The organism is Candidatus Micrarchaeota archaeon (assembly GCA_028866575.1).
Lineage (GTDB): Archaea > Micrarchaeota > Micrarchaeia > Micrarchaeales > Micrarchaeaceae > UBA12276.
This window is the reverse complement of record JAGWHU010000004.1, coordinates 49,653-76,477: the sequence shown is the minus strand read 5'-3', so window position 1 is coordinate 76,477 and position 26,825 is coordinate 49,653. Positions and strand designations below refer to the sequence as shown.

Annotated in this window: 26 protein-coding genes and 3 tRNA genes; 16 read left to right on the top strand and 13 right to left on the bottom strand. The window is 46.9% G+C overall.

The annotated features are described in order from the left end of the window. Positions 1 to 40: 40 nt before the first annotated feature. The 3 genes from KGI06_03290 to KGI06_03280 all read right to left on the bottom strand — a co-directional run bounded on the left by KGI06_03290 (position 41) and on the right by KGI06_03280 (position 3,926). Positions 41 to 3,187 (bottom strand): isoleucine--tRNA ligase, encoded by a 3,147-nt coding sequence (locus tag KGI06_03290; protein ID MDE1871237.1) that lies wholly within the window; start codon positions 3,185 to 3,187, stop codon positions 41 to 43. A gap of 22 nt (positions 3,188 to 3,209) precedes the next feature. Continuing rightward, the gene (locus KGI06_03285) at positions 3,210 to 3,428 is read right to left on the bottom strand and encodes a hypothetical protein (GenBank protein MDE1871236.1); all 219 of its coding nucleotides are present in this window, start codon (positions 3,426 to 3,428) and stop codon (positions 3,210 to 3,212) included. Positions 3,429 to 3,509: 81 nt separating this feature from the next. Then, positions 3,510 to 3,926 (bottom strand): hypothetical protein, encoded by a 417-nt coding sequence (locus tag KGI06_03280; protein MDE1871235.1) that lies wholly within the window; start codon positions 3,924 to 3,926, stop codon positions 3,510 to 3,512. Positions 3,927 to 3,994: 68 nt separating this feature from the next. Here KGI06_03280 and KGI06_03275 point away from each other — a divergent pair, with 68 nt between their 5' ends. The 11 genes from KGI06_03275 (at position 3,995) to KGI06_03225 (ending at position 11,496) form a co-directional block, all read left to right on the top strand. Then, complete coding sequence (locus KGI06_03275) at positions 3,995 to 5,263, top strand: tRNA (N(6)-L-threonylcarbamoyladenosine(37)-C(2))-methylthiotransferase (protein MDE1871234.1); 1,269 nt, start codon at positions 3,995 to 3,997, stop codon at positions 5,261 to 5,263. A 42-nt stretch (positions 5,264 to 5,305) separates the two neighbouring features. Beyond that, the gene (gene gatD, locus KGI06_03270; protein ID MDE1871233.1) at positions 5,306 to 6,595 is read left to right on the top strand and encodes a Glu-tRNA(Gln) amidotransferase subunit GatD; all 1,290 of its coding nucleotides are present in this window, start codon (positions 5,306 to 5,308) and stop codon (positions 6,593 to 6,595) included. 5 nt (positions 6,596 to 6,600) lie between these two features. Then, positions 6,601 to 8,490 carry a Glu-tRNA(Gln) amidotransferase subunit GatE gene (gene gatE / locus KGI06_03265; protein ID MDE1871232.1) on the top strand — a complete coding sequence of 630 codons (1,890 nt, stop codon included), beginning with the start codon at positions 6,601 to 6,603 and terminating at the stop codon, positions 8,488 to 8,490. 92 nt (positions 8,491 to 8,582) lie between these two features. After that, positions 8,583 to 8,867 (top strand): hypothetical protein, encoded by a 285-nt coding sequence (locus KGI06_03260; GenBank protein ID MDE1871231.1) that lies wholly within the window; start codon positions 8,583 to 8,585, stop codon positions 8,865 to 8,867. Between the two features lie 122 nt (positions 8,868 to 8,989). After that, positions 8,990 to 9,108: transfer RNA gene (locus KGI06_03255), tRNA-Gly, on the top strand. A gap of 216 nt (positions 9,109 to 9,324) precedes the next feature. Continuing rightward, the gene (locus KGI06_03250; GenBank protein MDE1871230.1) at positions 9,325 to 9,951 is read left to right on the top strand and encodes a hypothetical protein; all 627 of its coding nucleotides are present in this window, start codon (positions 9,325 to 9,327) and stop codon (positions 9,949 to 9,951) included. Positions 9,952 to 9,966: 15 nt separating this feature from the next. Then, the gene (locus KGI06_03245) at positions 9,967 to 10,128 is read left to right on the top strand and encodes a hypothetical protein (protein MDE1871229.1); all 162 of its coding nucleotides are present in this window, start codon (positions 9,967 to 9,969) and stop codon (positions 10,126 to 10,128) included. A 68-nt stretch (positions 10,129 to 10,196) separates the two neighbouring features. Then, positions 10,197 to 10,312 (top strand) — tRNA-Met (locus tag KGI06_03240). A gap of 102 nt (positions 10,313 to 10,414) precedes the next feature. Continuing rightward, positions 10,415 to 10,867, top strand: a complete 453-nt coding sequence (locus tag KGI06_03235; GenBank protein MDE1871228.1) for a hypothetical protein — start codon at positions 10,415 to 10,417, stop codon at positions 10,865 to 10,867. A gap of 131 nt (positions 10,868 to 10,998) precedes the next feature. Further along, positions 10,999 to 11,226, top strand: a complete 228-nt coding sequence (locus KGI06_03230; GenBank protein MDE1871227.1) for a hypothetical protein — start codon at positions 10,999 to 11,001, stop codon at positions 11,224 to 11,226. A 9-nt stretch (positions 11,227 to 11,235) separates the two neighbouring features. Beyond that, complete coding sequence (locus KGI06_03225) at positions 11,236 to 11,496, top strand: type II toxin-antitoxin system RelE/ParE family toxin (protein ID MDE1871226.1); 261 nt, start codon at positions 11,236 to 11,238, stop codon at positions 11,494 to 11,496. Between the two features lie 234 nt (positions 11,497 to 11,730). On the opposite strand, the gene KGI06_03220 is transcribed toward KGI06_03225, so the two are convergent. Beyond that, positions 11,731 to 12,315, bottom strand: a complete 585-nt coding sequence (locus tag KGI06_03220; protein ID MDE1871225.1) for a hypothetical protein — start codon at positions 12,313 to 12,315, stop codon at positions 11,731 to 11,733. A gap of 117 nt (positions 12,316 to 12,432) precedes the next feature. Next, a complete protein-coding gene (locus KGI06_03215; GenBank protein ID MDE1871224.1) occupies positions 12,433 to 12,624 on the bottom strand; it encodes a C2H2-type zinc finger protein in 192 nt (63 codons plus the stop codon). A gap of 145 nt (positions 12,625 to 12,769) precedes the next feature. Here KGI06_03215 and KGI06_03210 point away from each other — a divergent pair, with 145 nt between their 5' ends. Then, positions 12,770 to 12,910 (top strand): hypothetical protein, encoded by a 141-nt coding sequence (locus tag KGI06_03210; protein MDE1871223.1) that lies wholly within the window; start codon positions 12,770 to 12,772, stop codon positions 12,908 to 12,910. A 63-nt stretch (positions 12,911 to 12,973) separates the two neighbouring features. Here KGI06_03210 and KGI06_03205 read toward each other — a convergent pair whose 3' ends face one another. The 4 genes from KGI06_03205 to KGI06_03190 all read right to left on the bottom strand — a co-directional run bounded on the left by KGI06_03205 (position 12,974) and on the right by KGI06_03190 (position 17,041). Continuing rightward, entirely contained in the window at positions 12,974 to 13,489 is a 516-nt protein-coding gene (locus KGI06_03205; protein MDE1871222.1) for an orotate phosphoribosyltransferase, read from the bottom strand. Between the two features lie 49 nt (positions 13,490 to 13,538). Next, positions 13,539 to 14,813 (bottom strand): redoxin domain-containing protein, encoded by a 1,275-nt coding sequence (locus tag KGI06_03200; protein ID MDE1871221.1) that lies wholly within the window; start codon positions 14,811 to 14,813, stop codon positions 13,539 to 13,541. Between the two features lie 134 nt (positions 14,814 to 14,947). Then, positions 14,948 to 15,928 carry an HD domain-containing protein gene (locus tag KGI06_03195; GenBank protein MDE1871220.1) on the bottom strand — a complete coding sequence of 327 codons (981 nt, stop codon included), beginning with the start codon at positions 15,926 to 15,928 and terminating at the stop codon, positions 14,948 to 14,950. A 216-nt stretch (positions 15,929 to 16,144) separates the two neighbouring features. Beyond that, positions 16,145 to 17,041 carry a hypothetical protein gene (locus KGI06_03190; GenBank protein ID MDE1871219.1) on the bottom strand — a complete coding sequence of 299 codons (897 nt, stop codon included), beginning with the start codon at positions 17,039 to 17,041 and terminating at the stop codon, positions 16,145 to 16,147. A gap of 119 nt (positions 17,042 to 17,160) precedes the next feature. Between KGI06_03190 and KGI06_03185 the strand changes: the two genes are divergently transcribed. Then, entirely contained in the window at positions 17,161 to 17,487 is a 327-nt protein-coding gene (locus tag KGI06_03185; GenBank protein ID MDE1871218.1) for a hypothetical protein, read from the top strand. Between the two features lie 81 nt (positions 17,488 to 17,568). Here KGI06_03185 and KGI06_03180 read toward each other — a convergent pair whose 3' ends face one another. Then, on the bottom strand, positions 17,569 to 19,344 hold the full coding sequence (locus tag KGI06_03180; protein ID MDE1871217.1) for an ATP-dependent DNA ligase: 1,776 nt from the start codon (positions 19,342 to 19,344) through the stop codon (positions 17,569 to 17,571). Positions 19,345 to 19,390: 46 nt separating this feature from the next. Then, complete coding sequence (locus tag KGI06_03175; protein MDE1871216.1) at positions 19,391 to 22,336, bottom strand: right-handed parallel beta-helix repeat-containing protein; 2,946 nt, start codon at positions 22,334 to 22,336, stop codon at positions 19,391 to 19,393. 184 nt (positions 22,337 to 22,520) lie between these two features. On the opposite strand from KGI06_03175, the gene KGI06_03170 reads away from it, so the two are divergent. The 3 genes from KGI06_03170 (at position 22,521) to KGI06_03160 (ending at position 24,517) form a co-directional block, all read left to right on the top strand. Further along, positions 22,521 to 22,592, top strand: a tRNA-Thr gene (locus KGI06_03170). Positions 22,593 to 22,659: 67 nt separating this feature from the next. Next, the gene (locus KGI06_03165) at positions 22,660 to 23,949 is read left to right on the top strand and encodes a tyrosine-type recombinase/integrase (GenBank protein MDE1871215.1); all 1,290 of its coding nucleotides are present in this window, start codon (positions 22,660 to 22,662) and stop codon (positions 23,947 to 23,949) included. Positions 23,950 to 24,247: 298 nt separating this feature from the next. Then, on the top strand, positions 24,248 to 24,517 hold the full coding sequence (locus tag KGI06_03160; protein MDE1871214.1) for a hypothetical protein: 270 nt from the start codon (positions 24,248 to 24,250) through the stop codon (positions 24,515 to 24,517). A gap of 189 nt (positions 24,518 to 24,706) precedes the next feature. Here the strand turns inward: KGI06_03160 and KGI06_03155 are convergent, their stop codons facing one another. Continuing rightward, a complete protein-coding gene (locus tag KGI06_03155; GenBank protein MDE1871213.1) occupies positions 24,707 to 26,491 on the bottom strand; it encodes an AAA family ATPase in 1,785 nt (594 codons plus the stop codon). A gap of 52 nt (positions 26,492 to 26,543) precedes the next feature. Continuing rightward, positions 26,544 to 26,825: a M48 family metallopeptidase gene (locus KGI06_03150; GenBank protein ID MDE1871212.1), complete on the bottom strand. Its 282-nt coding sequence runs from the start codon at positions 26,823 to 26,825 to the stop codon at positions 26,544 to 26,546.

The following is a 26,825-nucleotide window of genomic DNA, read 5'->3' as shown; positions in this document are numbered from 1 at the left end:
AAATTAATTAGTGATAAGGTAGAATGCCTGGGCGCGCCAGTCACCTTGCTATTGCAAGGCTTATCCTTGCCCCGAGCACCTCCACCGACATGCTTGGTGCGTCTTTCGGGAATCCGGCGTTTATTTTTACGGCTTTTGCCTTGACTATCTTTTTGATGGTGCCCATGTTCCTCTCAAGCACCCTGCTCACTGTTGCATCGGCGCTCGCGTATACGCTTATTCTGTCAAGCCTGGTGAGGCCGCTCTCCTTCCTCATCATCTGTATCCTCCTTATCACCTCGCGCGTTACAAGCTCCTCCTTCAGCTCCTCGGACATTTCCGTATCGACATCCACGTACAGCTCGGCGTTGCCGGCCTTTGCAGTTATCCCGCTTCCCTTTGAGGCGCGCTCTATTATTGTAAACTGCTCCGGCTTTATGTCGAATGCGCCCTCGCCGGTGTGCAGCCTGTAGTAGCCGCTCTCCTCGACTGACTTCTCGACGATGCCTGCGTCCTGCTTCCTCAGCTCATCAGCTATCGCCTGCGCATGCCCCTTGAACTCAGGGCCCAGCCTGTTGAATATGGGCCTTATCTCCTTGGAGGATGCGGTGCCCTTGACTATCCTTATGGATTTGGAGTTGGTGTACATGCCCAGAAGGTTGGACATCCTCTCAAGCGACGCTATAGCCGCATCGTCGTTCGTCTCTATTACAGATTCCCTTACCGGCCACCTGAGCTTCGAGTTCCGCTGCTCCCTCAGGTAGAGTATTGCCTTGGATGCGTCCTTCAGGACCTTGAAGTCGGATTCCAGGTCGCTGTCCACTAGCGCCGCGGACTGCCTCGGCCATTTTTCCATGAATATGCTCCTGTTATCTGCGCTGAACAGCTCTTTGTATATGTATTCGCACGCGAACGGCATTATTATGGATGAAAGTATGAGCGTCTGCCTGAGCACGTATGCGGTTACTACCGATAGCCTCCTGAGCTCCGCCTTCCCCGCAAGCTCTGCCCTCTGCTTGGCGAATTTGAGGTAGAACCTGCTGAAATCCTCCAGCACGAATTCCCTTATCTCTTTCACAGCATCGTCGACGTGGTACTCATCGAGGTTTGCTGTTGCGTAGCCTATTAGGGTGTTTAGCCTCGATACTATCCATCGCTCCTCCTTTTGCATCCTGGCCAATGAGGGCTTCCTCTGCTTCCTAGTGTCGTTGCCTGAAAGGATGGCGAACTCCTTGACCAGCTCCGCTATGTTGTAGAGTGTCATTATGTTCCTGTCGGCCTCGGTCAGCTCGTCCCTCTTGAGCTTGAGCTCCAGCCACCTGGGATGGCTTGAGCACCAGAGCCTGAACCCGTCGGCAGATACTATGTCCAGAAGCTCGTTGCCCGATATTGTGTTGCCGAGGTGCCTGTGCATCTCCTGCCCCAGCTCGTCCTTTATCATGCCGCCTATGTTTACTCGCTTGAAGGACGCCCTGCCGTATACTGCTATGCTGGTCCTGAGCAGCACGCTGAACCACCCCCTTATCTGGTCCCTGCTCTCGGTTATCCAGTCAGCTGGGAACAGCCTGTCGAATTCCGCGTCAGTAAGGCTTGCCGTATGGGATATACCCGAATCATACCATACGTCGAATATATCAGGCACCCTTGACATGGTTCCGCTGCACTTCCTGCAGCTGAAGGTGACCTTGTCGACATAGGGCTTGTGCAGGTCGAACAGCTCCTTTTCCAGCCCTGCGCGCTGCTTCAGCTCCGTCGATGAGCCGAGCACCTCCATTTCCTTGCAGGAATCGCACACCCATATCGGGATCGGGGCGCCCCAGTACCTCTGCCTCGAAACGCACCAGTCGGGGGAGCTTTCTACCGCGTCGGCAAACCATTCCGATGCGGCGCTTGGATGCCATACTATCCTTGAGTTTGCCCTTAGCATTTTCTTCTTCATCTTCTGCACGCTAACGAACCACTGCTCTGTTGCGCGGTATATCAGCTTGCTGTGGCACCTCCAGCAGTGGGGATAGCTGTGCCTCACTGTCCCCTGAAGGAGAAGGTCCTTGCTTTCCCTCAGCTTTTCAAGCACAGCGGCGTTCGCCTCGCCAGGCACCTTCAGCCCCTTGAATGTGCCAGCGTCTTCAGTGTACCTCGCATGCTGGTCTATTGGCGAGAACGTAGGCATGCGGTGTTGCTTCCCCAGCTTGTAGTCCTCAGGCCCGTGGCCTGGCGCGACATGGAGGACGCCCGTGCCTTCTTTGACGTTAACGAAGCTCTCGCTCAGTATCACCCTGTGGTATTCCGCGAGCTCCTTCTGCTTTGGCACCTCGTTCTCCAGCGGGCTGGTGAAGTATATGCCCTCAAGCTCGCTGCCGTAAAATTCAGCGTTCAGCACCGCATTGATGTTCGCCTGCTCCACAAACGCATCAAGCCTCTCCTTTGCCATTATGTAGTGCGTTGCCCCGGACCTCATGACGACATATAATTCCTTGGGATTCACAGCTATCGCGACGTTTGATGGCAATGTCCATGGAGTTGTAGTCCATACAAGCAGGTACGTGTTGTCGGGAAGCCTGATCTTCGCCTTCCTGCTCCTCTTGACATCCACCTTGAACCTAACGAATATTGACGCATCGGTCTCGTCCTCGTATTCCACCTCCGGCCCTTGAGCTGACAGTACAGTTTCGTCCTTCGGGCAGTATGCCAAAGGAGTAAGATCCTTGTACAGCAGCCCTTTCCTACTAATCTCCTTGAATATCCCCCATCCCTTGCTGATGTAGTAATTCTCGTAGGGCATGTAGACGCTGTTGAAGTCGAGCGACGATCCGAACCTCAGGTATGTGGATATCGCGCCCTTCGATTGCTCTTTTGCATAGTCCTTGCACGCCATCACGAACTTCTCGACGCCGAGCCTGCTTTCTATGTCGGATTTTGAGTTCACATTCAGGAGCTTTTCGACCTTCACCTCTATTGGAAGCCCATGCACGTCGAATCCCGCCCTGTCGTGCACATGCAGGCCACGGTATCTCTTGTACCTAAGGACAATATCCTTTATCGTCTCGACCCATATGTGGTGCGCACCCAGCTCCCCGGTCACGTAGGGGGGCCCGTCGAGGAAGTAGAACTTTTTGCCCTTTGAGTTTTTTTGCCTTACTTTTTCATCTACCCTGTGCTCCGCCCAATACCCGAGTATCTCGTGCTCCCTGGATTTTATGTCCAGCATAAAAAGTCACTATCATGAACGATCATTCATGGGCCTCTATGCTCTTTACCTCCTTTCTCCTGTTCTTGAATGCGTTCCTCTTCTTCGTGTTTCCCCAGCAGTCCTTGCATATCACCAGCCTTGTCGTCTTCTGGACCCGCATCGAGCTCTTGATGCAGTTGTTGCATATCTTCTTGCTGCAGTAGCTGCACGCTTCGTACTTGTATATCTCGCTCTTGCACCTTTCGCATAGAAATGTCATAAATGCACCTTGTAACCTAGACTATCTGTTATGAGAGATTAAAAGCCTTTCTCTAAAACTTTGCAATTCCCTGTCCGGCATTTACCATATGCCGTTTTGGGAATGGTTTTTCTCATTTCTCAGGAATTTCTTTTCCCATCCCTTTCCCAAGCTTCTGTATTCAATTCTGCGCCTGCTTTTCTTGGCCATCTCTATTCCCAATTCCATGCCTTTCGACATGCCAAGATCGGTATAAACTACAGTTGTGGCATTTAGCCTCTCTATCATCATCTTTCCGGCCATTATGCCTTTCTGCCTTTCAGCGGGGGAGTTGTCGTCAAGTATGCCAGATTGCGTGTAAAAAATGTGCGAAGCGAACGGTATTTCCCCCCTCAGTATGCTGTCCCTCACGCACGCCCTCGTATACCTGATGTTTTTGATGACACCCTTGGGTGTCCTTGCAGAATAAGGCGTTTCTATATCCACAAACGTAGGCAAACGTACCACGGCTTTAGTCATAAGGGTTTATTAGGATAATGATATATAAGAATTGTTATATTCTTATTAGTTAATCCGTATTGGTAGAGATGATGAAGGCTTACGTGAAGACCTATGGCTGCACGCTGAACCAGGCAGACAGCAGGATAATATCCTCGGTGCTTGAAAAAAGCGGTGTTGAGCTTGTGGGCAGCGAGGCCGCGGCGGACGTTGTTGTAGTAAACACATGCACGGTTAAGAGCGCCACCTCGCAGAAGATACTCTACAAGCTCAACAGGCTCAGCGGCTCGGGGAAGCGCTTAGTCGTGACAGGATGCATGGCCGGCGCAAACCAAAATCTCATAGAGAAATACGCCCCAGATGCAAGCATAGTGACCACGCCGAACATAGGGAGCATAGGCTCGGTAGCTGCAAACGGCTCGAAGGCAATACTCAACTCGTATAGCAGGAACGACAGGCTAATGCTCTATGAACCTTCTAACAGCGTGATTGCGATGATAGGCATAAGTGATGGCTGCCTTAGCGCATGCTCCTTCTGCGAGACCAAGTTCGCAAGGGGGCGCCTGAACAGCTTTTCCGAAAAGCTGATACTCAAGGCAATAGAGAACAGCTCGAATATGGGAGCCAAGGAGATACAGCTCACATCGCAGGACATGGGCGCATACGGAATGGACAGAGGAACCAGCATAGCGGAGCTTATGGGAAGGATTTCCGACATGGATGGCGATTTCAAAGTAAGAGTAGGCATGCTGAACCCCGAGCATCTGCACAGGCACTTCGACGCGTTTGCCGATGCGCTTAAAGGAAGCAAGTTCTACAAGTTCGTGCACATACCCATAGAATCAGGGAGCAACGGCGTGCTCAAGGACATGAAACGATCTTATACGGTAGAGGAATTCGACAATTACGTGAAGGAGCTAAGAAGCAGGATACCAGGCATAACCATAGAAACGGACGTAATAGCTGGATTTCCCACAGAAACAGAGAGCAGGTTCGGGGAAACGTTATCCTTCGTTAAGAGGACAAAACCAGATGTTACCAACATGTCAAGATTCGGCGCAAGGCCGCATGCATTGGCATCGAAAATGGTCCAGAACACGCGCGAGACGATAAACAGCAGAAGCAACAGGCTGTCGCGCGTAGTGAGATCTGTGCAGCACGAGCTAAACGATAGGTTTATAGGCAAAAAACTTGATGTAATAATAACGGAGCGCAACGATAAATCGTTCAACGGCAGGAACGAAAGCTACAAGCAGATCGTAATCGCAAAGGATGAAAATGAAATGCAGATGGGCTCCATGCACAATGTGCTTATAAATTCTGCATCTGCAAATGTGTTGTATGCAACGGGTGTGTGAGTGTATTCCGATGAGCTGCTGAAGTTATTCAAGGCGAACAGAATAGAAACCGGCGACAGGATATCCGTCAGCTCCGACAATTTGGATGTGGAAGGTGAGCTCATGCCCAGCACGGAGGCAGGCAGCCCCGATTCGATAATAGTGAAGCTGGACAACGGCTACAACATAGGGATAGACTACTCGAAAGGCGCTAAGATAAAGAGGATTGGCGCTGGAACGAAGCTCGTATTTCCCAAAAGGGATGTGAGCGTCAGGAAGGGCCTTCCGAAGGTCACGCTGATTTACACCGGAGGGACCATAGGCAGCAAGATAGACTACAAGACCGGAGGCGTCCATATGCTAATAGAGCCGTCCGAACTGCTCTACGAAGTCCCTGAATTGTCAGACATAGCCAACGTCGAAGTGAAGCACCTTTTCAGCATAGCAAGCGAGGACATGTCTTACCTGGAATGGCAGGCAATGGCAAAGGAAGTTGAAAAGGCGCTGAACGGCGGCTCACGCGGCGTTGTAGTTACTATGGGAACGGATACGATGCATTACACAGCATCTGCCTTGGCGTTCATGCTGCACGACCTCAATGCACCGGTCGTTGTGACCGGAGCGCAGAGAAGCAGCGACAGGGGCTCGAGCGACGCGTTCTTCAACCTGGCAAGCGCTGTTCAGATAGCCGCGAAGTCTGACATAGCTGAGGTTGGCATATGCATGCATGCTACGAGTTCCGACAACAAATGCGCCTTCATACGCGGAACCAGGGCAAGGAAGATGCATACGTCAAGAAGGGATGCGTTCAGGTCCATGAACGACAGGCCGTTAGCTTACGTGAGCAAGGATCTGGGGATAGAGTACAACAACACTTACAACAAAATGGTGGACAAGCGCATAAAGGTAAGCGCCGAATTGAAGTTCGAAAGCAAGGTAGCGCTCATAAAGAGCTACCCGAATTCCGACCCGGAAATAATAGACTTCTACGTTGGCAAGGGATACAAGGGCATCATAATAGAGGGCACGGGCTTGGGACATGTTCCTGCATCTACCGTGCACGAGAAGCTACTCTGGCTTGGCCACATAAAGAATGCCATAGGAAAGGGCGTCATAGTGGGAATGACGTCGCAGTGCCTTTACGGGCGGGTCAACGCGAACGTTTACACGAATTTGAGGCTGATCAGCAGATTGGGTGTCGTGTATTGCGAGGACATGCTCCCCGAAGTTGCATTGGTGAAGCTGGGCTGGCTCCTTGGCAATTTCGACAAGAATGAGGCAAAGCAACTGCTTGACAGGGATCTGAAAATGGAGCTCAAGAAAAGGAGCAGGTTCGATGAATTCTTGATATGATATCCATGGCCAAATCAAATCAGGCAAAGGAAACAGGCAATGCGGAAGACCGCTACAGGAGAATGGGCTTCATGTGCGGCCTTGAGATACACCAAAGGCTTGCCACTTCGAGGAAGCTCTTCTGCTCCTGCAGCACCAACATATTGGATAAATCGACAAAGCCGGAGGCATCCGTTTCAAGGTCCCAGAGGGCTGTGGCAGGCGAACTCGGCTCGATAGACGTATCTGCTGAATTCGAGCAGGGCAAGAACAGGAGCTTCACCTACAACATATTCGAGTACAACACATGCCTTGTAGACGTGGATGAGGAGCCGCCGCACATGATGAATGCGGATGCATTAAGCATAGCGCTTTCAGTTGCATCTTCAATGGGCATGAAGCTCATAGACGAATTGCAGCCGATGAGGAAGGGGGTTGTGGACGGGAGCGATCCCAGCGCCTTCCAAAGGACCGTGATGATAGGGATAGAAGGCAGCATAAAAGTTGATGGCCTGAAAATAAACATACCGTCGATGTTCCTCGAGGAGGAATCGAGCGGCATAGTGTCAAGCTCAAGCTCATCGGTAATATACAACACGGACAGGCTCGGCATACCTTTGTTAGAGATAGATACAGATCCCAGCATACCAAATCCAAAGACGGCAAAGGAGGTAGCGCTATACATAGGCACACTGCTCAGGCTCACAGGATCCGTTCAAAGGGGCATAGGCTCCATAAGGCAGGACGTCAACATGTCGATAAAAGAGGGCGCGAGAGTGGAGATAAAGGGAATGCAGGAATTGGGATCGATAGACAGCTTCCTTGAGAACGAGATAAAAAGGCAGGAGAACCTGATAACAATAAAAGAAAAACTCACCAATGCAAAGGCGAGCGTGGGCAAGCCTGTCGAAGTAACCGACATATTCGGCGATACGGAAGTCGAAGTCATAAAACACAACCTCAAGGACGGAAAGGTATTCGCGCTTGCACTCAAGGGATTCAGGGGTTTATTGGGAATGGAGATAAATCCGAAAAGGAGGCTTGGCACCGAGATAAGCGATTATTCGAAGATGGCTGGCGTTCACGGAATAATACACAGCGACGAGGATTTGAGTAAATACGGGTTCGGCAGTGGCGAGACAAACGCGCTTAGGAAGCGCCTCGGCATTTCGGAAAACGACTCGTTCATAATCGTGGCAGGAAAGGGCAACAGCGCGGCGAGGGCGGCAGAGCTCGCAAAGTGGAGGGCCGATTACGCCATGAAAGGCGTTCCCAAGGAAACAAGGGTGGCACATGACAACGAGAATTATACATCAAGGTTCCTTAGGCCGCTTCCGACAGGATCGAGGATGTATCCGGAAACGGACGTAAAGCCCATATTCGTCACAAGCGAACTCAGGAAAATCGCAGCTGAAAACGCGCCGGATGTGGATAAGGAGCAATCTTACATCAGATCCGTTGTCAAGAATCCGAGTATTGCCGAGCAGCTCATACTATCGCCGCGATTGCAATTGTTCAAGGACATAGTCGGCAAGAGCAATGCGGATCCGGAGTTCGTTGCGAATGTTCTCATACAGAAGCTTATTGAGCTCAGAAGGCAGGGCGTTGAAGTCGACAATGTGAGCGACGAATCAATGGTGCACATATTCGATTTGTACGTGAAAGAAAAGCTCACAAAGCAGGCAGTAGACGAAGCTATAAAGATAGCCGCGAAGGACAGCAAAGAGATTGATGACAAGCTTAAGAAGGCATACCTAATCAGAATAAAGGGAAGGGATTTGGAAAAGCTTGTGGAAAAGGAAAGGAAAGGAAATGCAGGCGCAAGCATAGGCGACATGCGCAACAGGATAATGGCCAGGCACAGGCTGAATATAGACGGCGGCGAGCTGAACAGGCTGTTGCAAAAAGACAAATAATCCCAAATGATGTGATAAATTTGCAGATTTTTGTCGTCGTAGGCCAGTAATGTATAAATACTAGAAAATTCATAATATAGTCAGGGGGTTTGTTGGGATTCGCATACGGCTTGGGGATAGCCGATATAGTGGAAAGGCAGCGTGTAGCAAGGCGCATAAAGAGCAAGGCGCAGGAGGTCCTGGAAAGAAGCGACTGGCATGAGGTCTTGGATCTTGCCGGAATGGCCGAGGGAAATGGCGAGGCGACAGCCGCCCTCAAGGCGATAATGGCCGACAGGATAACCGAATACACCGTAAAGGCCATGGATGAGGCAAAGAGGCGGGGTACGAAACTAGGCGCCGCGGCAATAATAATAGCGGCATCCAAGACCAGATAAACAACGCGGCGCTGCAGCGCGCAATATGCGCCAGGCGCGCCGATGCGCTCCGGAGCGACTATGCGCTTCTCAGGGGTTCTGCTATGATTATATAAATTTGCCTTCTATTCTATAGATTAAATGCGATTGTAGTCTAGCCTGGTAGGACTTTGCCCCTCCATTGAAACTTTTTGAAAAAAAAAGTTTTATCAAAAAGCCAAGATGAAAGGCAAAAACCCGGGTTCAAATCCCGGCGATCGCATCATCTATTTCATTTCTGCTATGCACCAACTTTCGGAAAAGTAGCTTCTTCTGATTCTCGGCGTTCTTTCCTGCGATGCAACCCCATACCATTGCATCATTTTATATATTTTTAGTCCTAGAATTAACTAAACAGGATGGGCGGCAAGGCTTGGTTGCCCTTTCCGAATAATAGGGATTATTAGGATCCGGATTGCTTGCATAAGGTGGTTTGTTCATGACAAAATCAATTAACAGGAGCGGTTATCTTGAGGAGAGGATCAAGTCCAGCAAGCAGCTTGAGACAATCGGCGCGTTCATACTGCTCGACCTGGTGCTCGTATCGTTAAGAAACCCGTTCGTCACTTTCATAGGGGTGATAGTTTCAATACTGATATTGATTTTCGCTATATACAGCTACATCGGGACAAAATCGAAGTACCTGAAGATGAGGGCAAGGTACATGGTGTTCTTCGTAATACTCGCCTTGTTCACATACTATGGCTCATACGGGATACCCAGGGGCGATACCGCCCTGATGATTGCAATAGGGGAATCCCTTGTAACAGCAACGAGCATAAGCGCGGTTTTCGCAGGTACCATATACGAGAAGATGAAGGAGGCAACGATAACCAACAAGCACAGAATGCCGAAGGAGCTTATAGACATTGTGGCGAGACTGGCCATCTACCCGATGATAATCAGCATAGCAGCGGTATTCACGGCCATACTGGCACTTGTGTTCTCGAGCAGCCACTTCCTATTCAGCATAATTCTGGTAAACCTCACGATAACCTCCATACTTCTAGCTCTGATAACAAGCGTTGAGCTGCTGAAGGAGGACCTTGAGAGGCAACTTGATTGACTGATGGTGTTTGACATGGCCGGACTGATGCTAAGGTGCGGGTGCTGGATAACAGAGGAGGGCGAATACGTAGTTGGTAGTGGCTGCAGGAACTGCAGGGAATGCAATGCTGTCAGTGCTTTGCACCCGTTTGGCGACGGGAGGATAGCAGAATTAAAGCTGATGCAGCAATACTGACGTAATCCGATTCCCACCTTATTTAATAATATTGAGTCTAAATAATATGGCAGCTGTTTTGGAATATCGGCGGGGTAGCTCAGCCTGGTAGAGCGCTAGACTCATGTGCTTAGCACCATGAGTGACGAGCTTTATGCTATGACGAGAAATCTAGAGATCGCGAGTTCAAATCTCGCCCCCGTCAATCAGCCTTGTCGTCTAGAGCGTGTTCAAATATAGTCCATATTTTGAGAGAACCCACCAAAAACTTTAAAAAACCTTAATACGATTTATAGTGTGATTCGGTATGTCGCTCTTTGGTATAGACTTCTCGAAAGATTTGAGTAACGAGCAGGTAATAGCTACTATAAAAGATGCTTATTTTGCTTGGGGTTACAATACAGGTAAGCTAGTTCCAGATTTATTAATAACAGTATATGAAGCATCAAAAGAGCATAAAGGATATGCCCACTATAATTTGGTATTCACCCCAAATTTTATATACGGTGAATTTCTTGATTCAAAACAAGGCAAAGTAAATATGAAAATTAGCTACAAGAAAATCAAGAAAATTGCTGTAAGAAGAGAGGCAGGGACAGGTTTGAGTGGAGATTTCTCTGATCCACATATACTTTTAGAACTTTATCTGGGACTATTCAATTTGATGGTATTTATTATAGATGATAAAAATTTAGAAAATATTGTGGGTATTCTTAGCAAAACGCCCGCATCTAATAAACTGAGAGACAGACTGTTTTAAGGGTCTATATCAAACGATATATGTCTTACACCGATCTTAAACGATAGATAACGCCCCCGTCAGGCTGCAGGCATGAATTTTATAGAAAAGTATTTATAATAATTCCTTATTAAATTATTATAGGTAATGTTATGCCGAATATCAATATAGAGCTTAAGGGTTACGTGGCCGAAGTGGTAGACAAGATGCTCGAAGACGGCTACGCCAAAACTAAAACTGAGGCAATAAGGCTGGCACTTTTTGAATTCGATAGGATACACAAGCTTACAGAAGAGGAGCTATATGCAAATGCTGTGCAAAAAATGCTAAAAGATATAAAATCAGGAAAGGAAAAGACCACAAAATACACCATATCCTAATCTGATTTTATGGAAATAGAGCAAGCTAGAGAATTTGAGAAAGATGTCAAAAAGGTCACTGCAAAAACCAAGCAAAGAATAGATGACATAGCAAAACTGCTGGCAAGCTCAACAAAGTTAGGAGATCAGTTACATCATATGAAAGATGTTTATTCAATAAGAATAGAAAACAGGCGATTAGTTTATCAAATCTTAGAGAAAGAGGATAAAATAATACTCTTGTTGTTTAAAAGCAGGGAAGAGGTTTATGAATACCTGAGAGGTTATTGATTCATCAGAATTGGATATACTGCTTTACAAGAAAAATAGAATTTAGAGAGGATAGATTTTTTATTGTGATATACTACCTACTTAGGGGACAATATTAAGATATTACCAAAACAGCACCTTTTGGCCACGCTAGCCCGTGTCCGTCAGCTCAATTTCGTGGTTGCTACCGCCCCGTCAAAGCAGGAAAAATGACATGACGGACTGGTAGTTATTACACAACCATTTGATACTGTTTTAATCTCTGCCAAGCACCTTGTATTCAATAACTGAAACTGACGGGCTGCCTTCGACCCATTTTCCACCACTTCTAAGCGCTTTCAAACCCTTGTTAGGACCGTCCTTAATTACAGTTTCAACTGCGGGCCCAGATTCTTTAATGGCGCTTACAATCCCCTTTACCTCTAATGAATCGCCAGGTTTAAGTGCGATGGCTTTTTCAAAAGAATCCTTGCCCACTTTGGAAATTTCAATTATGAGTCTAACATACCTTTTTCTTTCTGATTCACTTGTGTCTTTCAAATCAATAGATAACGTAGGTTTGTATACTGACCTCTTTAAATATATTCCAGACACAAATCTGTCGGTGCTTCCAATTAAAGGTAATTTGTCTTCAATTGAGTTCTTCTGATAAGGAACCATCATTGATTTATGAATCTTTTCTATTCTACCTACGAATTTAACCCTTTTCTTGTTAAAGAGCCTTGGATTGCTAGATATTGTGTTGAAATCAGTTTCTATATATCCGATTGTCTTTGCCTTACCTATTTCTGGCGTATATCTGTGCTGGCTTCTATGCTTTTCATGGGTTTTCTCAACCATCGGGCCACCTTAGTAATTTATTTATCCTGCTATTATTTATAGCAATAATACCTGAAAGCATTTCTCCAATAAACAACGCAAGGAAAAATAACACTAACCCGGAAGTCTAGGACCGGTTCATCCCGGGTGAGCACTCTTCAGGTGCGCGTACAATTCCTCCTTTGTCTCGAATCTCGCACCGCATACCGAGCACTCGAAGTCGCCCACATCCACATTTGGGTGATTTTCGCTTATGTGCTCCGCCAGGGATATCTGGTCATCGAATTCTGCGCCGCATACTCCGCATTCATAGCCGAAACTTACCATCATCAAGACCAATTTACTATAAATAATCAACATTTAAATACTTATAACAATTCATTTGGTTGCAATACGTGGCTAAGGTTAACGTGCCGCACTGCAAAATTAATAAGAATGTTTACAGAGAAGTAAATCAGGTATTTGGTGATATGTTATGGATGAGAATAAAAGCACAGTCCTTCCGGCAAAGCATGTCGTGGAGATAAGGTATGGCAAGTTCAAGATGAAGCTGTATAACCCGAATTCTGTCACGTTGAGCGTATCCATAAGGAAAGCCACAAAGGAAGACATGTAGTTTCGGGCATGGGAAGCAGAAATAGGGAAGTTGGCGTTCCCCTTTCCAGGCCTAAGAGGTAGATTATCCCTTCTGGTTGCTTACCAAATCAGATATCCTGACCAGCTCCAGCAGTTCAACGCCCTTCCTGCGCAGCTGATCCCTGCCTGAGTCCTCCCTGTCGACGATGCATATTGCCCTGGTGACCCTGGCCCCGCTCTTCCTGAGTATGTCCACGCCCCTGGAAACGCTCCTGGCGGTTGTCACAACGTCCTCTATCATGTCTATCTCCTCGCCTTGTGATACCTCTCCTATGAACTGCCTTTCCATGCCGTGCGCCTGCCCCTCCTTCCTTATGATGACAAATGGTATTCCCAATTTTAGCGATGTCGCGACCAGGATGGGTGTAGCCCCGGTTTCCACCCCTGCAATCTTCCTGGACAAAACCCTTTTCGATATTTCAGATGCTGCCTCATCCAGAAGCACGGGATCGGTCAGCGCAGATTTGACGTCCACGTAGTAACTTGATTTTTTCCCAGACGCGAGGCTGAATGACCCGTATTTCACCGCCTTCGCTTCGATAAGCCTATCTTTTATCAAACAAACACCAGATTGCTGCATGATGCTGCAATATACTTTGAGGCATCCATTAATTAGGCTTTGGCTTCAGTGTCTGTTTTCCGGGCTGCCAGCTGGCAGGGCATAGCTCCCCGGGATGCTCCATAACGTATTTGGCCGCAGTCAATTTTCTCAGTAGCTCGCCCGTGCTCCTGCCGACGCTGTCCTCGTTTATCTCCATCATTGCCAGAAGGCCCTCTGGATCGAAGACGAATGTGGCCCTTGCCACGGGCTTGCCCTGCTTGTATATGCCGAATAATCCGGATACCTCACCGTTTGGGTCGGATCCCATGGGATAGTTTATCTTCTTGATTGCTGGCGAGGCGTCATACCACGCCTTGTGCGATGACACGGTATCCATGCTTATGCTTATTATTTCCGCGCCCAGCGACACGAACTTGTCGTAGTTGTCCGCAAGCTCCTCCAGCTCCGTAGGGCATATGAACGTGAAGTCCCCCGGGTAGAATACGACAACAAGCCATTTCCCATGGTATGATGAGGAGTTTATTGGTACCTCCTTTGCATGATGCAGCGCCTCCAAGGAAAAATCAGGTATTTTCTTGCCTATTTCCATCGGGCCGGTGTCCACCATCTTGAGGTCTTCAAGGACTATCCCTTTGTTTTTCTCTATTGCATATGCGTGCCTTGTCAGGCTTATCCCGTCGGCCCTCATTTTCCTGACGGATATTAGCCTCTGGGACTTCTCATCGTCTATTGTCAGCATTATTATCCCGCTTACCGTGTGCTCCAGTATGCCGAACATGCTCAGCTTTTTCGTCCCTGACGGTATTATGGAGGTTATTAGCGTGGTGCAGTTCAGGTTGTTTTCTATCTGGTTTACCAAATCCCTCAGGTAGTTCAATTCCTCCACGTCGTTTCCGCTTATCGAAGCGGGAATAAGCTCCAGCGAGTCCATTACCAGCCTTTCGACGTTGTTGCCGGTCACGTGCTTGTAGAGGTACTCCATTGTTTCCCTTGCGCTGAGCATTCCGCCGACTTCGACCTTGAAGCTATACGGGGACATGTCTATTATGAAAAGCCTTCTGTCCCTGATGTACCCTTCCAGGTCCCAGCCCATGGCCCTTGCGCTGCCAAGGATGTCCTCCGGCTTGTCCCCTGCAGTCATGTAAATCGCATTTTCCCCGTTCTTCAAGCCAGCATATATGAATTGCAGGCACGTGATTGTCTTGCCAGTCCCGACCTCCCCGGCCACAAGAAAGACCTTGTTTTTCTCAAGGCCGCCGCCGAGGATTTCGTCTAATCCCGCTATTCCAGTATTCTCCCTCTGCTTTATTCCGCTTTCCATGATGATCCATCCATAATTCCAGATTCAGTAGAAGACATATTTAAGTATAAAAAAGTTGGTTTAAATATTTTTTGCTTTTTGTGAAATACGGGCCTTGGCCATGCCTTGCGTGTTTTGTTCATGTCATGCACCGATCATACGTTGATTAACCTGATTTTGTATCCTTTTCTTAGCATTTCCTTCATATCATAAATTGCCTTTTTATATTTTATATCTACTTCAGTAAGCCTAAACGTTTTACCTTTTTCTATAATCATAGGGTCTACATATCGTACTTTTTCCTTTACATATATATCCCCATCCCTGTCAAAAATAAATTTTAGTTTACCATTAACTCTTCTTAGATCTTGCTTTATTTTTTCATCCTTTGAAGCCTTTAAGCTATTTATTATGGATCTTTCCGTATCAGTATGAAATTGTGAAATGTTGATAATGTCTTTTTCCAGACCGCGTTTTATTGCCTCTGAAAGAAAATGTGCCCTTAAACCAGTTTCTGCATTGCCCCAATCTTTTTTTGTCCCGTCTAAATATCCCTTTGCAAACCTTTTTGCTGATAACCTGGATTTGAAGACGATACGATTGTTTTTAACAATCAAATCATCCGTGCAACCATCAATGTCGATTTTGCTGTATAGCATGTACCTTAATCCATTGTCTATCCTGTCAGCGCACAATTCAGGTATCGGTCTTTCTAGCAATTGGAAGCGATTATGAACTTCGTAATCACCCATCAAAGTTGTACTAATTCCATGTCTACCCAATATCATGCTTATTGCAGAATTTTCTATAAACTCTTTTAATTTATCTCCGGCATAGTTTTCATTTTTCTGGGTCTGGAATACAAAATCTATCACATGAGAGAATGCCGTATGCGAGGAGTCGTGCAATAAGCCTGCAACTTGCTCATTTAAACCGGCATTGAGCTTTCTTAATAGTAGCATAACTCCTACGCTATGTTCCCATCTAGAATAACTTGTTCCACGTGAAATGTCGAAGCTCTTTAAACCGCTCTGTGATACATATTTCAGTCTATTAAGGTCCTTGCATCTAAGTAACTCTTTTATAACAGGTTCTGTGATCTTGAACCTACCATAAATAGGATCTCTTAATTCCATATAGCTCACTTTAGCTATTCTGCTAGGGCCATGAACATTCTGTTAATGGCCTTCATGGGCCTTAGCCGGGATTTCCCTGGGCTTTTTGATTTTTGTTCCAAGATGCCCATGTCGGACCCGGTCTAGAGGATCCACAGTCCTCCGTGCAGCCGTTACACCACTAAGGCCATATGCAGTAATATTATATTGCTAGCCTTTTTAATCACTTTGCAATGGCTATTTTATCTCGTAATAAAGCCCGATCGGGTTTGTCTCTTTCCCCATGCTGTTGCCGGTGCGCAGCGAGTCAAGGAACCTCGCCCTCCTCCCCAATTCCCCAAGAGCCTCGCTATTGCTGGCAAGGTGCGACCTTGACATGCCCCCAACCACTTTTGAGCGCGCTGCGTTGACCGCATCTAGCGTGCCGTCCTTTATTATCCTGATGTTGCTGTACCTCTTGGATATGAAGTCGTTTCCCTTCAGGCCGAATTCCGCCCTGTCAAGCCATCTGTATTCCGTGACTGCGGTTATGCCGTATTTATCCCCGTTTCTGGACAGGCTTATTGATATGTCGAGCATGTTTGCGTTTTCAGGCCTTACCCTTAGCCGCCTGCACAGGCCCCTTACCACATGGTACCCTATTGCGCCTCTAGGGACCGATGCTATGAAAGACACGCCAAGTTTCGAGGAGCTGAACATTTTGTCCATGCCCCCTTTTCCTAGAGCTGCTATGATCCTGTCCGGAATGCATTCCTGCATAATCCTCGCGACGCCCGCATCGCCTATCCGCTTCATGGCAACGGCATCGGTGAAGTTGGTGCCCCTGTCCGCAATCCTTCCGCGCGTGTCTATCATCGTCATGAACCGCGGTACCAACGTGCACAGCGAATCGACGAATCCTTCAGCGTCGCAGCTGTCCGCTATCACGATGATGTTATGGTTGGACTCCATTGCAAGCCAGAGGTAGGCGAGTACAGTGCTGTCAGCGCTTTCCAGCAAGCTGTTTGCGGCAAGGACGTAGTCCTGCCTTGAGGGCACTGCGGTTGCCAGCGCTTTAGGGATTCCCTGGCGCCTTTCGGCCATTCCCTTTAATAAAACGTTCGGGAGCTGCATTATTATGTGTTTATACCGCATTATTATTGTTTAGTCAGGTAAAAGTATATATATTTTTATAATAAATGTTGTTTTGGTGTTTCGGTGTTGAATTTCGGTTTCTGCGAAAGTTTTTAAAGCTTTATTTGAGATAAGTAACCATGGTGAAAAAAGAGAGAGACAAGGATGAGGTATGGGCTATAAGGAAGGTGCTCAGCAGGCCGAACTACGCAGTCATAGCCCTGCTGCTTCAGAAGTCCCCCAGGACGACAAGGGAGCTGTACGCGGTACTGGAGAAGAAATTCACCAGGAAGACGCTCATAATCACGCTGAGGGAGCTTTCGCTTGACTTGAACGTGATACAGCCCACGCACATACGCACCGAGAAGGGCTACGGGCTGGGCTACAGGCTGAACCCCAGGCTTAAGGACATAGCAAAAAGCGTCCAGAAGTTTTCCAAGACCATAGAAAACATCAGGCAGATATAACTTGCCGGATCCTTTTGGCTTTGGGTAAAAAAAATTTACCGGATCCCAATATTTTTTATTTGCGTGCAACGTGCATGCCTCCTATTCCTTAAGCCCCACCTTCTTCTGGAGCTTGAACATCTCTATTATCTCGCCAGTAGTGGTTGTTTCCTCGGGACCCTTGTCAGACCTTATCGGATGCTCGCCTCCGACCAGCCTGGGGAACCTCAGGGCATATCCTATCTCTATTCCTTCCCCGTTCTTTGACCTGCCGCACGTATGCATCGGCGACTTCGTTATCTCGTCTGCATTCACCGTCACTACGTACCTCGGGTCCACCCAGAAATCTGGGGCTATCACGGAGTCTACCCTTGCCGGCTTGCCTTTGGTCTTTATCCTGTTCAGCTTGTCCCTCAATTCCTCCATCTGCACCTCGGTGAACCCGGTCCCTATCCTTGATATCGTCTCGAACATGTCCCTTTTCTCGTTGTACACGCCGCACAGGAGCCCGCCGAACTTGAATTCAGCCCTGCTCCCGTGGCCGAGGTAATACCCCAGTATGACAAGGTCCATGCTGTCCGCGAGCTTTGCCCTGTAGCTCCTCTTGAGCTTTATCCAGGAGAACTTCCTTGCCCCGGCTATGTAGGGCGCGTCAAGGTCCTTTGCTATAACGCCCTCCAGGCCGTTCTCTATCGACTTGGCGAAGAACTCGTCGAGCTCCTTCGGGGATTTCGTTACTATCCTTGTGGTAGGGGTTATCAGCTTCCCGTTCTTCAGTATCTCCTCTATCTTCGACCTCCTTTTCTCGTAGGGCTCGGAGAGCCAGTCCTTCTCGTCCAGGTAAAGCAGGTCGAAGGCGAAGAGGTGAAGCGGAAGCTCCTCGGCCTTCTTCGCTATGTCGTGCTTCCTTTTCCTCTGTATCGTCTCCTGGAACGGGAGGTATTCGGATGTAGCCTCGTTGAAGGCAAGCGCCTCCCCCTCGAATATTATCCTGCCTGCACCAACCTCCTTCTCGACCGCCTTTACAATATCAGGGAACATCTCGGTGGTGTTCTCCAGCCTCCTGGAAAACAGCCTTATCTTCCTGCCGTCCTTGTGCACCTGCACCCTGAAGCCGTCGTATTTCTGCTCCACAGCGGCTATGCCGTGCATGCGCTCCAGTATGTCCTCTGCCGTGGCCAGCCTTTCGGCAAGCGCTGGCCTCACCGGCTTGAAGAGCGAAACCCTGAAGTCCTCTATCGCGCGCTTTCCCTTCGCCTTGAGCTCCCTTGCTACGAGGCCCAGGTCGCTGCATATGTTGTATGCCCTTTCTACTTCCGCCTTGAACTTCCTGTCCCCAGTATTGGCAACAGAGAGCGCCTCCATTATCGTGGAGTCCCCTACGCCTAGCCTCAACTGGCCCAGGGGGAACCTAGCGATGTATTTGGCCTCTGCAGGGGTTCCGGCGCCGATCATGTCGGCAAGCATGTTCACCTTCTTCTCCTTGCTGCCTGCCCCGGAGGTATCCGCTATCCTCATCATGCCCTCGTATATCTCCTTTATGCGGTACTGCCTGCTCCTGATGCCCTTCAGCTTCGTTTTTTCCTTTATGTTCTGCACTGCTAGGCCCATGTCGCCAGTTTTCCTGTACTCGCTTTCTATCTGCTCCTTCCTGTAGCCTGTAGCTATAGCTGCAGCCTCCTCAACCAGCCTGTCCGCCACCCCCATCTCCGCGCCCTCGAATGCTGGTAGGAGTATGCCCTGCGTTATGTAAACAGCCGCGGATGCCTCGTCGGCGTCGAGCTTGCCCATGAGCTCGCTGAGTATCTCTATCATCTTCAGCCTCGAGGATACGGACTCAAGCCTGTCGTAGTATTCCGCAAGCTCCTTGAATAGCATTATCCAAGCACCCTATACCAATACGTAAAAAAGTATTAAATAGGGATTACGGGCACTGCTGCGATGAGCTTTGCAGCCAAAGGCAGTTGGACTGGCTATTGCATGCGTTGTTGCCTAGGTCGGTGTTGTTGGAGCGGCCCTGCGACCTGAGCAGGCAGGAGATGCCCGTGCCTGAAGAGAACATGTTGTTGTTCTGCAGTATGTTGGTCAGGGAATCGTTCAGTATGAGCCCGAAGTAGGCGCCAGGATATGCGGTGTCGCCCTTTATGGTCATCGCGGTGACGTTATGCAGGTAATATGCGGTGTTCGCCCTGCTTACCAGATTGTCCTCGAGCGATCCCGAGCCTATGTTTGACAGGTATATGCCGGTGCCCGAGGTTGACACGTTGTTGCTCTGCACGGTTACGCCGAGCCTTGAGTCGTTGAGGTGGATCGCTATGCTTCCGGGGGCGCTTTCGTATACGGTGTTGTTGAATACGGTAACCGTGGAGTTCGTAGCGGTTATTGTATCGGCGAAGTCCTTGAGGTAGCAGTTTTCGATCCTGGAATCCTGCGAGTTCTTGAATTCGGCAAACGTGCCCCCGCTCGTTGCTATTATCGTGTGGCCGTTGCAGTTTATCGTTGACGTGTTTGCGAACAGGGTGAAGCATGTCGAGCCTGTCGTATACTCGTAGTCCTGCGTCAGGTATAGGAGGCTGGGCTCTGAAGCAGCAATGCACTCCGGCTTCGGATGTATCGGGGTTATCGCAGCAAGCCAGTGGCAGCCAGACTTGGTGGTGCCGTAGTTTATCCCGCCTTTCTCCGAATCTATCCCGCCGTTGCCTATGCACATGTAATCGAGCTTTGTGTCAGACTGCATCGTGTTGTTCATTATGGTGTTGTTTGAGGATTTGCCCGACAATTCCATGCCTATGTAGTTGTGCGACGCTATCGAGTTGTCTATCGTGTTGTTCTGCGAATTGTTGACCAGCAGCGCTATGTTGCGCTTCTGCCCATAGGAGACTATGGCGTTAGTTATCCTGACGTTGCTTGTGTTGTAGAGCATTATGCTCGCGTTGTTAGTTGCGTTTACGCTGCTGTTGTATATGCCGCCGTTTTCCACGTTGTCGAGCACGATGCCGTAGTTCGAATTGTGGGAGCCTATCCCCTCAAGGGTGACGAGCGAAGAATGCGTTACATTGACAGATGTCGGGAATGCGAGGAAATCGCAGTTGTTTATTGTTACGTTGTGCGCATCCGACACCATCATACCCGGGCCCTGAATTGTTGGCCCTGCAGATACTACATGGCCAGCGCAGGAGAGGGTTACGTTGCTTGCCGTGATGTGAATGCACTGCCCGTACCCGTTTGCTATGCTTGACTGCAGTATGTAGTTCCCCGGCTGGCTTATGGTCCCGCACTCGGAGAACGGCACATATGCCATTGCAGGCCCTATGAAGTGCTTGCACGTGGCCCATTGCGCGGTGGTGTAGCCGCATGTGGTTGAGCTCATAAGGTTGTAGGAGATGTTTGCGGAGTCCTGGGTCGCGAAGACGTCCATCTTTGAGTTGTTCAGTATCGTCGCCTTGTTGAAGGTGTTGGAGTAGGAATTGTTCTGGAGGTAAACCCCGTATGTGTTGTTCAGTATCCTGACGTCCTGCAGAAGGTTGGAGAACGAGGAGGACAGTAGCACGGCATTCGTATCGGATGTTACGGTAACGTTGAGCAGGTCGTTAAGGCTGGAGTTGTACATCTCTATCCCGTATCCCTCATTCTTGAACGAGGTGTTGAGTATGCTGAAGGAGGTCGCCCCGTTCAGCAGAATGCCCACATCTGCATTGTTGATCTTGCAGTTCTTGATTGTCACGTTCTGGATGCCTGATGAGCTAACCGCAACCGTGGAGTTGTATATTCCGAAGCCGTTGCAGTTTATCACCACGTTTTTGGATGCAACCCTTATGCAAGGGGTTAGCACCGACAGTATGTTGGATATGTTGATGAAGTTCCTCATGTCTATGTCCGATGCAAGTTCGTACGTGCCGGGGTTTACTACCGAGCCGCAGCTGCTTATCCTGCTGGATAGCACCAGCTTGGATATGTTCGCAGGTATGTTGACGCTCCTGCACTCCAGGAAGCCGCAGCCGGTGCTGTTTGCGCATACGTTTCCGGATGCCCTGCTGCTTATCGGGAAGCTGTTTGGCACGCTGCACCTGAACGAGTACTGGGTCCCGTTCAGGAAGTTGTCTATGAACGTGTTGTTAGAGGCGTTGATGTTTATGCCGTAATAGTTGTTGTACTGTATCGTGTTGTTCAGTACCGTTATGCCGCTGGTGCCGTTTGTGAGGAACATCGAACCCTGCGTGCTGGAGGCCTTGGACATGTAGTTGTTGCGCACTGTGCTGTTGTGGGTATTGTTCAGGTATATGTTGGAAACGAAGTTCAGAGAGACGTTGTTGTTGGAAAGCCCGACGCCGTTGGAAGATACGGAGTATATCCCATAGGAGAAATTGAGTATCTTGCACCCGGTCACGGTGACATTGCTGTCGTTCATTATCTGTATGCCGTAGGTGAACGGGGGCACTATCAGAAACGGCCCTGAACCAACTATCCTGCTGTTGTCGCAGGCTATGTTGACGTTGCTTGCTGAGACGTTTATGCATGCGCCGCCCTGTATCGCGGTCTTTATGTCCGACGGGACGAAGTACTTGCCTGACCTTGCTATTATCTGGCACCCGCTTATCGGGCTCACGCTGGACAATATCGTCGAGGTTGAAGTGGTTGTCGGGGCCGCAAGTATGTAGCCCTTCAGGAAAAGGAATGCGGCGCCGCCTATCACTAGTATGACGGCAATTGCTATTATGGGTATTACAGGAAGCGGCTTCCCTTCGTCGATTATCTGGTGCGGCGTGGGCTGGCCCTGCTGCTTGGGGTTACCGGAATAGGAGTCATTGCCGGATTTGCCATTGCCTCCGGAGCCTATAACCAAATCGTCCGCTGGCTCCTGATCATCCATAGGATTCATCCTTTTATATGTGAATACAATTTATAAATATTATGCTTGGAACTGAGGCAAAGGGATTTTCCCACAGTCTGACCTGAAAGGTAGTTTTTTTATTATTAGAGGTATAATCTTATCACTGAAGCACGATAAATGGTTTGCATGAGCCTCAGTCGGAAATGATATCGCAATGATATAGGCCTCGGTAACTCAGGGGTAGAGTGACTGCTTCGTAAGCAGTAAGTCGGGGGTTCAAATCCCTCCCGGGGCTCGGTAAGTCGGAGTATCACTCCCGTGGCCACCCTTATTATAAAGGGGCAATGGCACAGAATATCAGTATGGAGAATCCATACATCGACAACGGCGAAGTACAGATAAGGACGCAGCTGAGACGGATAAACAAGCTTGAGGAGCCGAACAAATCCTATGCATTGCAGTTCAAGGTGTGGATGGAGCTGCAGAACAGGGCAAAGAGGACCATCGCCAAGCGTCTGGACGAGCTGATTTTTGTACTGAAGGAATTGGGCGACAAGGACGCGAAGAGGGCCACAAAGGCAGATATTGAGCGTATAGTGATAGCCATAAACAATGCCAGGCGGAAGGATGGAAAGCCGATAGCGACCATCTCGAGGGGCAAGATAAAGATGACACTGCGCAAATTCTACAAATTCCTGCTCAAGAGCAGCACATATCCGAAGATAGTCGAGGACATAAGGCCCGACAGGGTGAAAAACGCGTTGCTGCCCACTGACATGCTGTCAGAGGCAGATGTCGAGAGCCTTATAAGGCAGTGCAGGAATCCGCGTGACAAGGCGCTGCTGAGTTTGCTATGGAGCGGTTTGCGTGTAGGTGAATTACTGACGATCAGGATGAATAGCATAAGGATAGAGAATGATGAGGTAGACATAACAGTCACAGGAAAATCGGGCCAGAGGACAATAGCACTGCTGAATCCGACATATCTCATCAGTTACATCCATCAGATGCGCAGCAACGCAGAGCCAATGGCACCTCTATTTGTCAAGCTGCAGAACGGAATACCAACAGAGGACTGGCTGAGTTACATGAGCCTGAAGAAGATGCTGCACGACCTCAAATGCAGGATTCCAGAGCTGAAGGGGAGGCGTATATATGCGCACCTATTCAGGCACAGCTTTGCATCTTTCCTCGCAGGACAGAATTTCAATCCAGAGGTGATGCGCCGGTATTTCGGATGGGCTAGCAATGAGATGGCAAATGTATACGTCCATCTCAACGACCAGACGGTGAAGAGCGCGATAAGGGCGCTGGGAAACAGGGAGATGAAGATACCTGAACCGAAACTGATACCAAAAGAGTGTTGGAGGTGCCATCTGAAGAATGAGCCGGATGCAGAGGTATGTGCCAGGTGCTCAGCATACCTGGATCAGGAGAAAATCCGTAGGGGCCAGATAGATAGGAATGCTGAGATGCAGGCACTAAGAGATGAGCTGGCAGAGATAAAGAGCATGCTGACAAAAGGGAGCATATACTATCCAAAGCTTATCGATAAGGGCCTGCAGGTGGATAATCAACCACTAGGACAGACACTGCAGAAAGCAAGGCGATATGATCATAAAAGCAAGCCGGATGCATCCACACCGGTTTGAAATGACCTGCAAAGTACTAATATAAGAGAAAAATGCACGTTTTTTTAGACCTTGTTCACAGTTCACCTTGAACTGTTATTGAGATCCCTTTGCGCGGCATGTTGCGTTTTTTTGAATTTTTTACACATCATATTTTTACGACGACAAATTATAGTAATATACTGGCAGTATATGACTACAAAAATGTAAAGGAATTTATACCATTCAGCACATAAATTCCTTAAATAAGTTCCATAAAATTGGAATAAGTAAGGGGCGTGAATGTCTGGTTTACCACCCCTCAAAACAGGTCTACAACATGCCGATGAAAAAAAGTACAACAATAGCACGGGAGCGCACTACTGAAGATGATCTGATAGTCTCAATAATACCTGCTCACCAAAAAGGGCATTCATACAAGCTTTACCTTGGTGCTGAAGCAAGCAGATGGGGGCTGGAAAACAATATAAGGAGATTCAAGCTTATTGCAAATAGAAATGGAGGTAGTATGTTAATCGTACCTCTTAGGGACCCCAAGATAAGAAAAGAACTTGAATCTGCAAAGAATCTAATGAGTAATCAAATGTGAAAATCTTGTGTTCCAGAAAGTTTACTTGCAATAACGATGCTTATGCACCCTGTATGAGCCATTTGTACTAAGCATGCTAGGGCAGTATGGGCATTGATCATTTATAACACCATTATCTTGATTTGTATGATAACGGTTAGGATACTACTTGTATTTAGAAAGCGTGGCTACTCGTCTTACTTAGATTAATTAAGTTGCTATAGATGAAATAAAATTTTTAATTATCTGATTTTGTTTTAACAGCTCCCCATAGTTATTTTGATTAATCTTTAATGAATCACATATAATTTTACATAGATATTTTTTAATCTCTGGACTGGATAAGTCTAAATCTTTGAGATCAGGGTTTTTTACTACCGCCAATAGACTTAGTAAATTTAAGATTTCTTTCTTGTCATATGCGGTATTAGTTCTGTTTGATAACGAATCTACTCCGAGTTTTTGATACCCCTTTTTGTATAAGAAATAATTTACTGCATCTAAAACCATTTCCTTGGGTAGAAAATCCTCAATTTCATATCTGTGTTCTTCAGATACTCGCCCATCAAATCTAGGCATATGTGTTGCCGTAACTTCTAAATTTCCGTATTTATTTGAATTACTCTGTAAATATTTGTAAACTTCTATACCTTTATTATCATGGTCTAATATGCATAGAACTTTTGGCCTATATTTTATCTCTTTTGCATAGTCATTAAGAAAATTTAGATAGTTTTTTGCTTTGTCTGCACCTTCTGCAACAAATATGTTTGGTTTTTCTATTCCATAAAATTCCATAAGACTATTAATATACATCTTATCATCTTCTCCTTCAACTAATAGGTTATAAGGCAGCAATTCCCAAGTGTCTCCTCTTGTTATGCCTAAATGTCTCTTTATCAGATTTATTTTCTCAATTCCAGAACTTGAGTTAATCAAAGTTTTTGACTCATAGAATGTCTGATTTGGTTTCCTTTTGTATTGTTTAGCCTCTACCTTTGATGCTTCGAATAAGTATGTATGGTCCATACTCTTTAGGTCTATAAAATTATGAGAATGTGTTGTTATTATTATAGGTATAGATTTTGCAAGACCGGCAATTCTGCCCTGCATCTTCTTTTGTAACGCTGGCTGCAAAAACACTTCTGGCTCATCTATACCCCATATGATATTCTTACCAGAACTATCAGATATATATTGTATCAATGAGAAAAGCACGACCCTTTGTATACCACTTCCCTTGGTTTTAATTACCCTATTATTTGAATCATTCAATGTAAAAACAACTAAGTTAGAAATTGCGTCCCTTAGACTTTTAAACTCTGGAAACAATATTTCTGCTTTCCATTTGGTTGGATCTATCCCCTCTATCCCTTCAACAGTTTCTTTTATAATTGTGGTAATTTCATCCTGGATTCTTTTGACTGAATTTTTTGATTCTTCAATAAATTTGTTTAGATCGTCTAAGACAATTTTGTTCTTTTTATTATTGGCCAGGGTTAAAAGAACGTCACTATTTAGAATCTGTGCAATTGTATTTGTTATATCAATGTTACTAGATTCTATAAAGATAAATCTAAATCCTGATATGAAATCTCTTATTCTATCCTCTCTTATATTCTGTCTGCCTAACTTGCCAGTTACTGTAACTCGTTTTTCACCTTCTATTTTTTCAAATATTGCTTTAATCTTTACTTTTCTAAATGAATCTGAAATAAAAATTGCATTAAATGTAGTCTTATATCCGCCACCTCTAGAACCCTCAGAAATAAAATAAGGTATATCGTCTATTTCATTGAATTTGTCAGAATCCAATGAGAAAAATAGGTCTAATGCTCTAAGAAAGTTTGTCTTGCCAACGTTATTTGCACCACAGATTATCATTAGATCGTTTACAGGAAAATTCATTGATAAATTGTTTATAGATCTAAAGTTTTTGATATTAAATGAATCTAAACGATAATTCCTGGCATTAATTTTTCTTTCCCTTCTCATATTATCACCAAATAAAAGTCATTTTAACACCTTGTTCATATTTGCTTACCAATCATTTTATCTTAACATTATTCTTCTTATCTAGATGTGCATTCAAAACTGCTTTAAACATTTTATCATGATTTTTGTATCTCATATGTAATAATTCATGGGCTATTACTTCATTTCTGAAGTCTATAGGTTTTTCAAGAAGTTCTGATGAGAATGTTACTCGCCCTTTAGTTGAGCAACTTGCCCATTTTTTACTCATTTTCCTTATATGGACTTCTTTTGGTTTGACACCTACTTCACTAGCCCAATCGAATACCTCCTTTTTAAAGTCGTCTTCAAGCAT

Bases quoted from the DNA above. Each gene is read 5' to 3' on its own strand.
- KGI06_03195 (MDE1871220.1), bottom strand. From the start codon at position 15,928: ATGGAATTAAGAGATCCTATTTATGGTAGGTTCAAGATCACAGAACCT.
- KGI06_03180 (MDE1871217.1), bottom strand. From the start codon at position 19,344: ATGCTATTCAAGGAGCTTGCGGAATACTACGACAGGCTTGAGTCCGTA.
- KGI06_03285 (MDE1871236.1), bottom strand. From the start codon at position 3,428: ATGACATTTCTATGCGAAAGGTGCAAGAGCGAGATATACAAGTACGAA.
- KGI06_03250 (MDE1871230.1), top strand. From the start codon at position 9,325: ATGACAAAATCAATTAACAGGAGCGGTTATCTTGAGGAGAGGATCAAG.
- KGI06_03290 (MDE1871237.1), bottom strand. From the start codon at position 3,187: ATGCTGGACATAAAATCCAGGGAGCACGAGATACTCGGGTATTGGGCG.
- KGI06_03165 (MDE1871215.1), top strand. From the start codon at position 22,660: ATGGAGAATCCATACATCGACAACGGCGAAGTACAGATAAGGACGCAG.
- gatE (MDE1871232.1), top strand. From the start codon at position 6,601: ATGGCCAAATCAAATCAGGCAAAGGAAACAGGCAATGCGGAAGACCGC.
- KGI06_03280 (MDE1871235.1), bottom strand. From the start codon at position 3,926: ATGACTAAAGCCGTGGTACGTTTGCCTACGTTTGTGGATATAGAAACG.
- KGI06_03175 (MDE1871216.1), bottom strand. From the start codon at position 22,336: ATGGATGATCAGGAGCCAGCGGACGATTTGGTTATAGGCTCCGGAGGC.
- KGI06_03245 (MDE1871229.1), top strand. From the start codon at position 9,967: ATGGCCGGACTGATGCTAAGGTGCGGGTGCTGGATAACAGAGGAGGGC.
- KGI06_03190 (MDE1871219.1), bottom strand. From the start codon at position 17,041: ATGCGGTATAAACACATAATAATGCAGCTCCCGAACGTTTTATTAAAG.
- KGI06_03150 (MDE1871212.1), bottom strand. From the start codon at position 26,825: ATGCTTGAAGACGACTTTAAAAAGGAGGTATTCGATTGGGCTAGTGAA.
- KGI06_03160 (MDE1871214.1), top strand. From the start codon at position 24,248: ATGCCGATGAAAAAAAGTACAACAATAGCACGGGAGCGCACTACTGAA.
- KGI06_03225 (MDE1871226.1), top strand. From the start codon at position 11,236: ATGGAAATAGAGCAAGCTAGAGAATTTGAGAAAGATGTCAAAAAGGTC.
- KGI06_03275 (MDE1871234.1), top strand. From the start codon at position 3,995: ATGATGAAGGCTTACGTGAAGACCTATGGCTGCACGCTGAACCAGGCA.
- KGI06_03230 (MDE1871227.1), top strand. From the start codon at position 10,999: ATGCCGAATATCAATATAGAGCTTAAGGGTTACGTGGCCGAAGTGGTA.
- KGI06_03200 (MDE1871221.1), bottom strand. From the start codon at position 14,813: ATGGAAAGCGGAATAAAGCAGAGGGAGAATACTGGAATAGCGGGATTA.
- KGI06_03215 (MDE1871224.1), bottom strand. From the start codon at position 12,624: ATGATGGTAAGTTTCGGCTATGAATGCGGAGTATGCGGCGCAGAATTC.
- KGI06_03235 (MDE1871228.1), top strand. From the start codon at position 10,415: ATGTCGCTCTTTGGTATAGACTTCTCGAAAGATTTGAGTAACGAGCAG.
- KGI06_03210 (MDE1871223.1), top strand. From the start codon at position 12,770: ATGGATGAGAATAAAAGCACAGTCCTTCCGGCAAAGCATGTCGTGGAG.
- KGI06_03185 (MDE1871218.1), top strand. From the start codon at position 17,161: ATGGTGAAAAAAGAGAGAGACAAGGATGAGGTATGGGCTATAAGGAAG.
- KGI06_03155 (MDE1871213.1), bottom strand. From the start codon at position 26,491: ATGAGAAGGGAAAGAAAAATTAATGCCAGGAATTATCGTTTAGATTCA.
- KGI06_03220 (MDE1871225.1), bottom strand. From the start codon at position 12,315: ATGGTTGAGAAAACCCATGAAAAGCATAGAAGCCAGCACAGATATACG.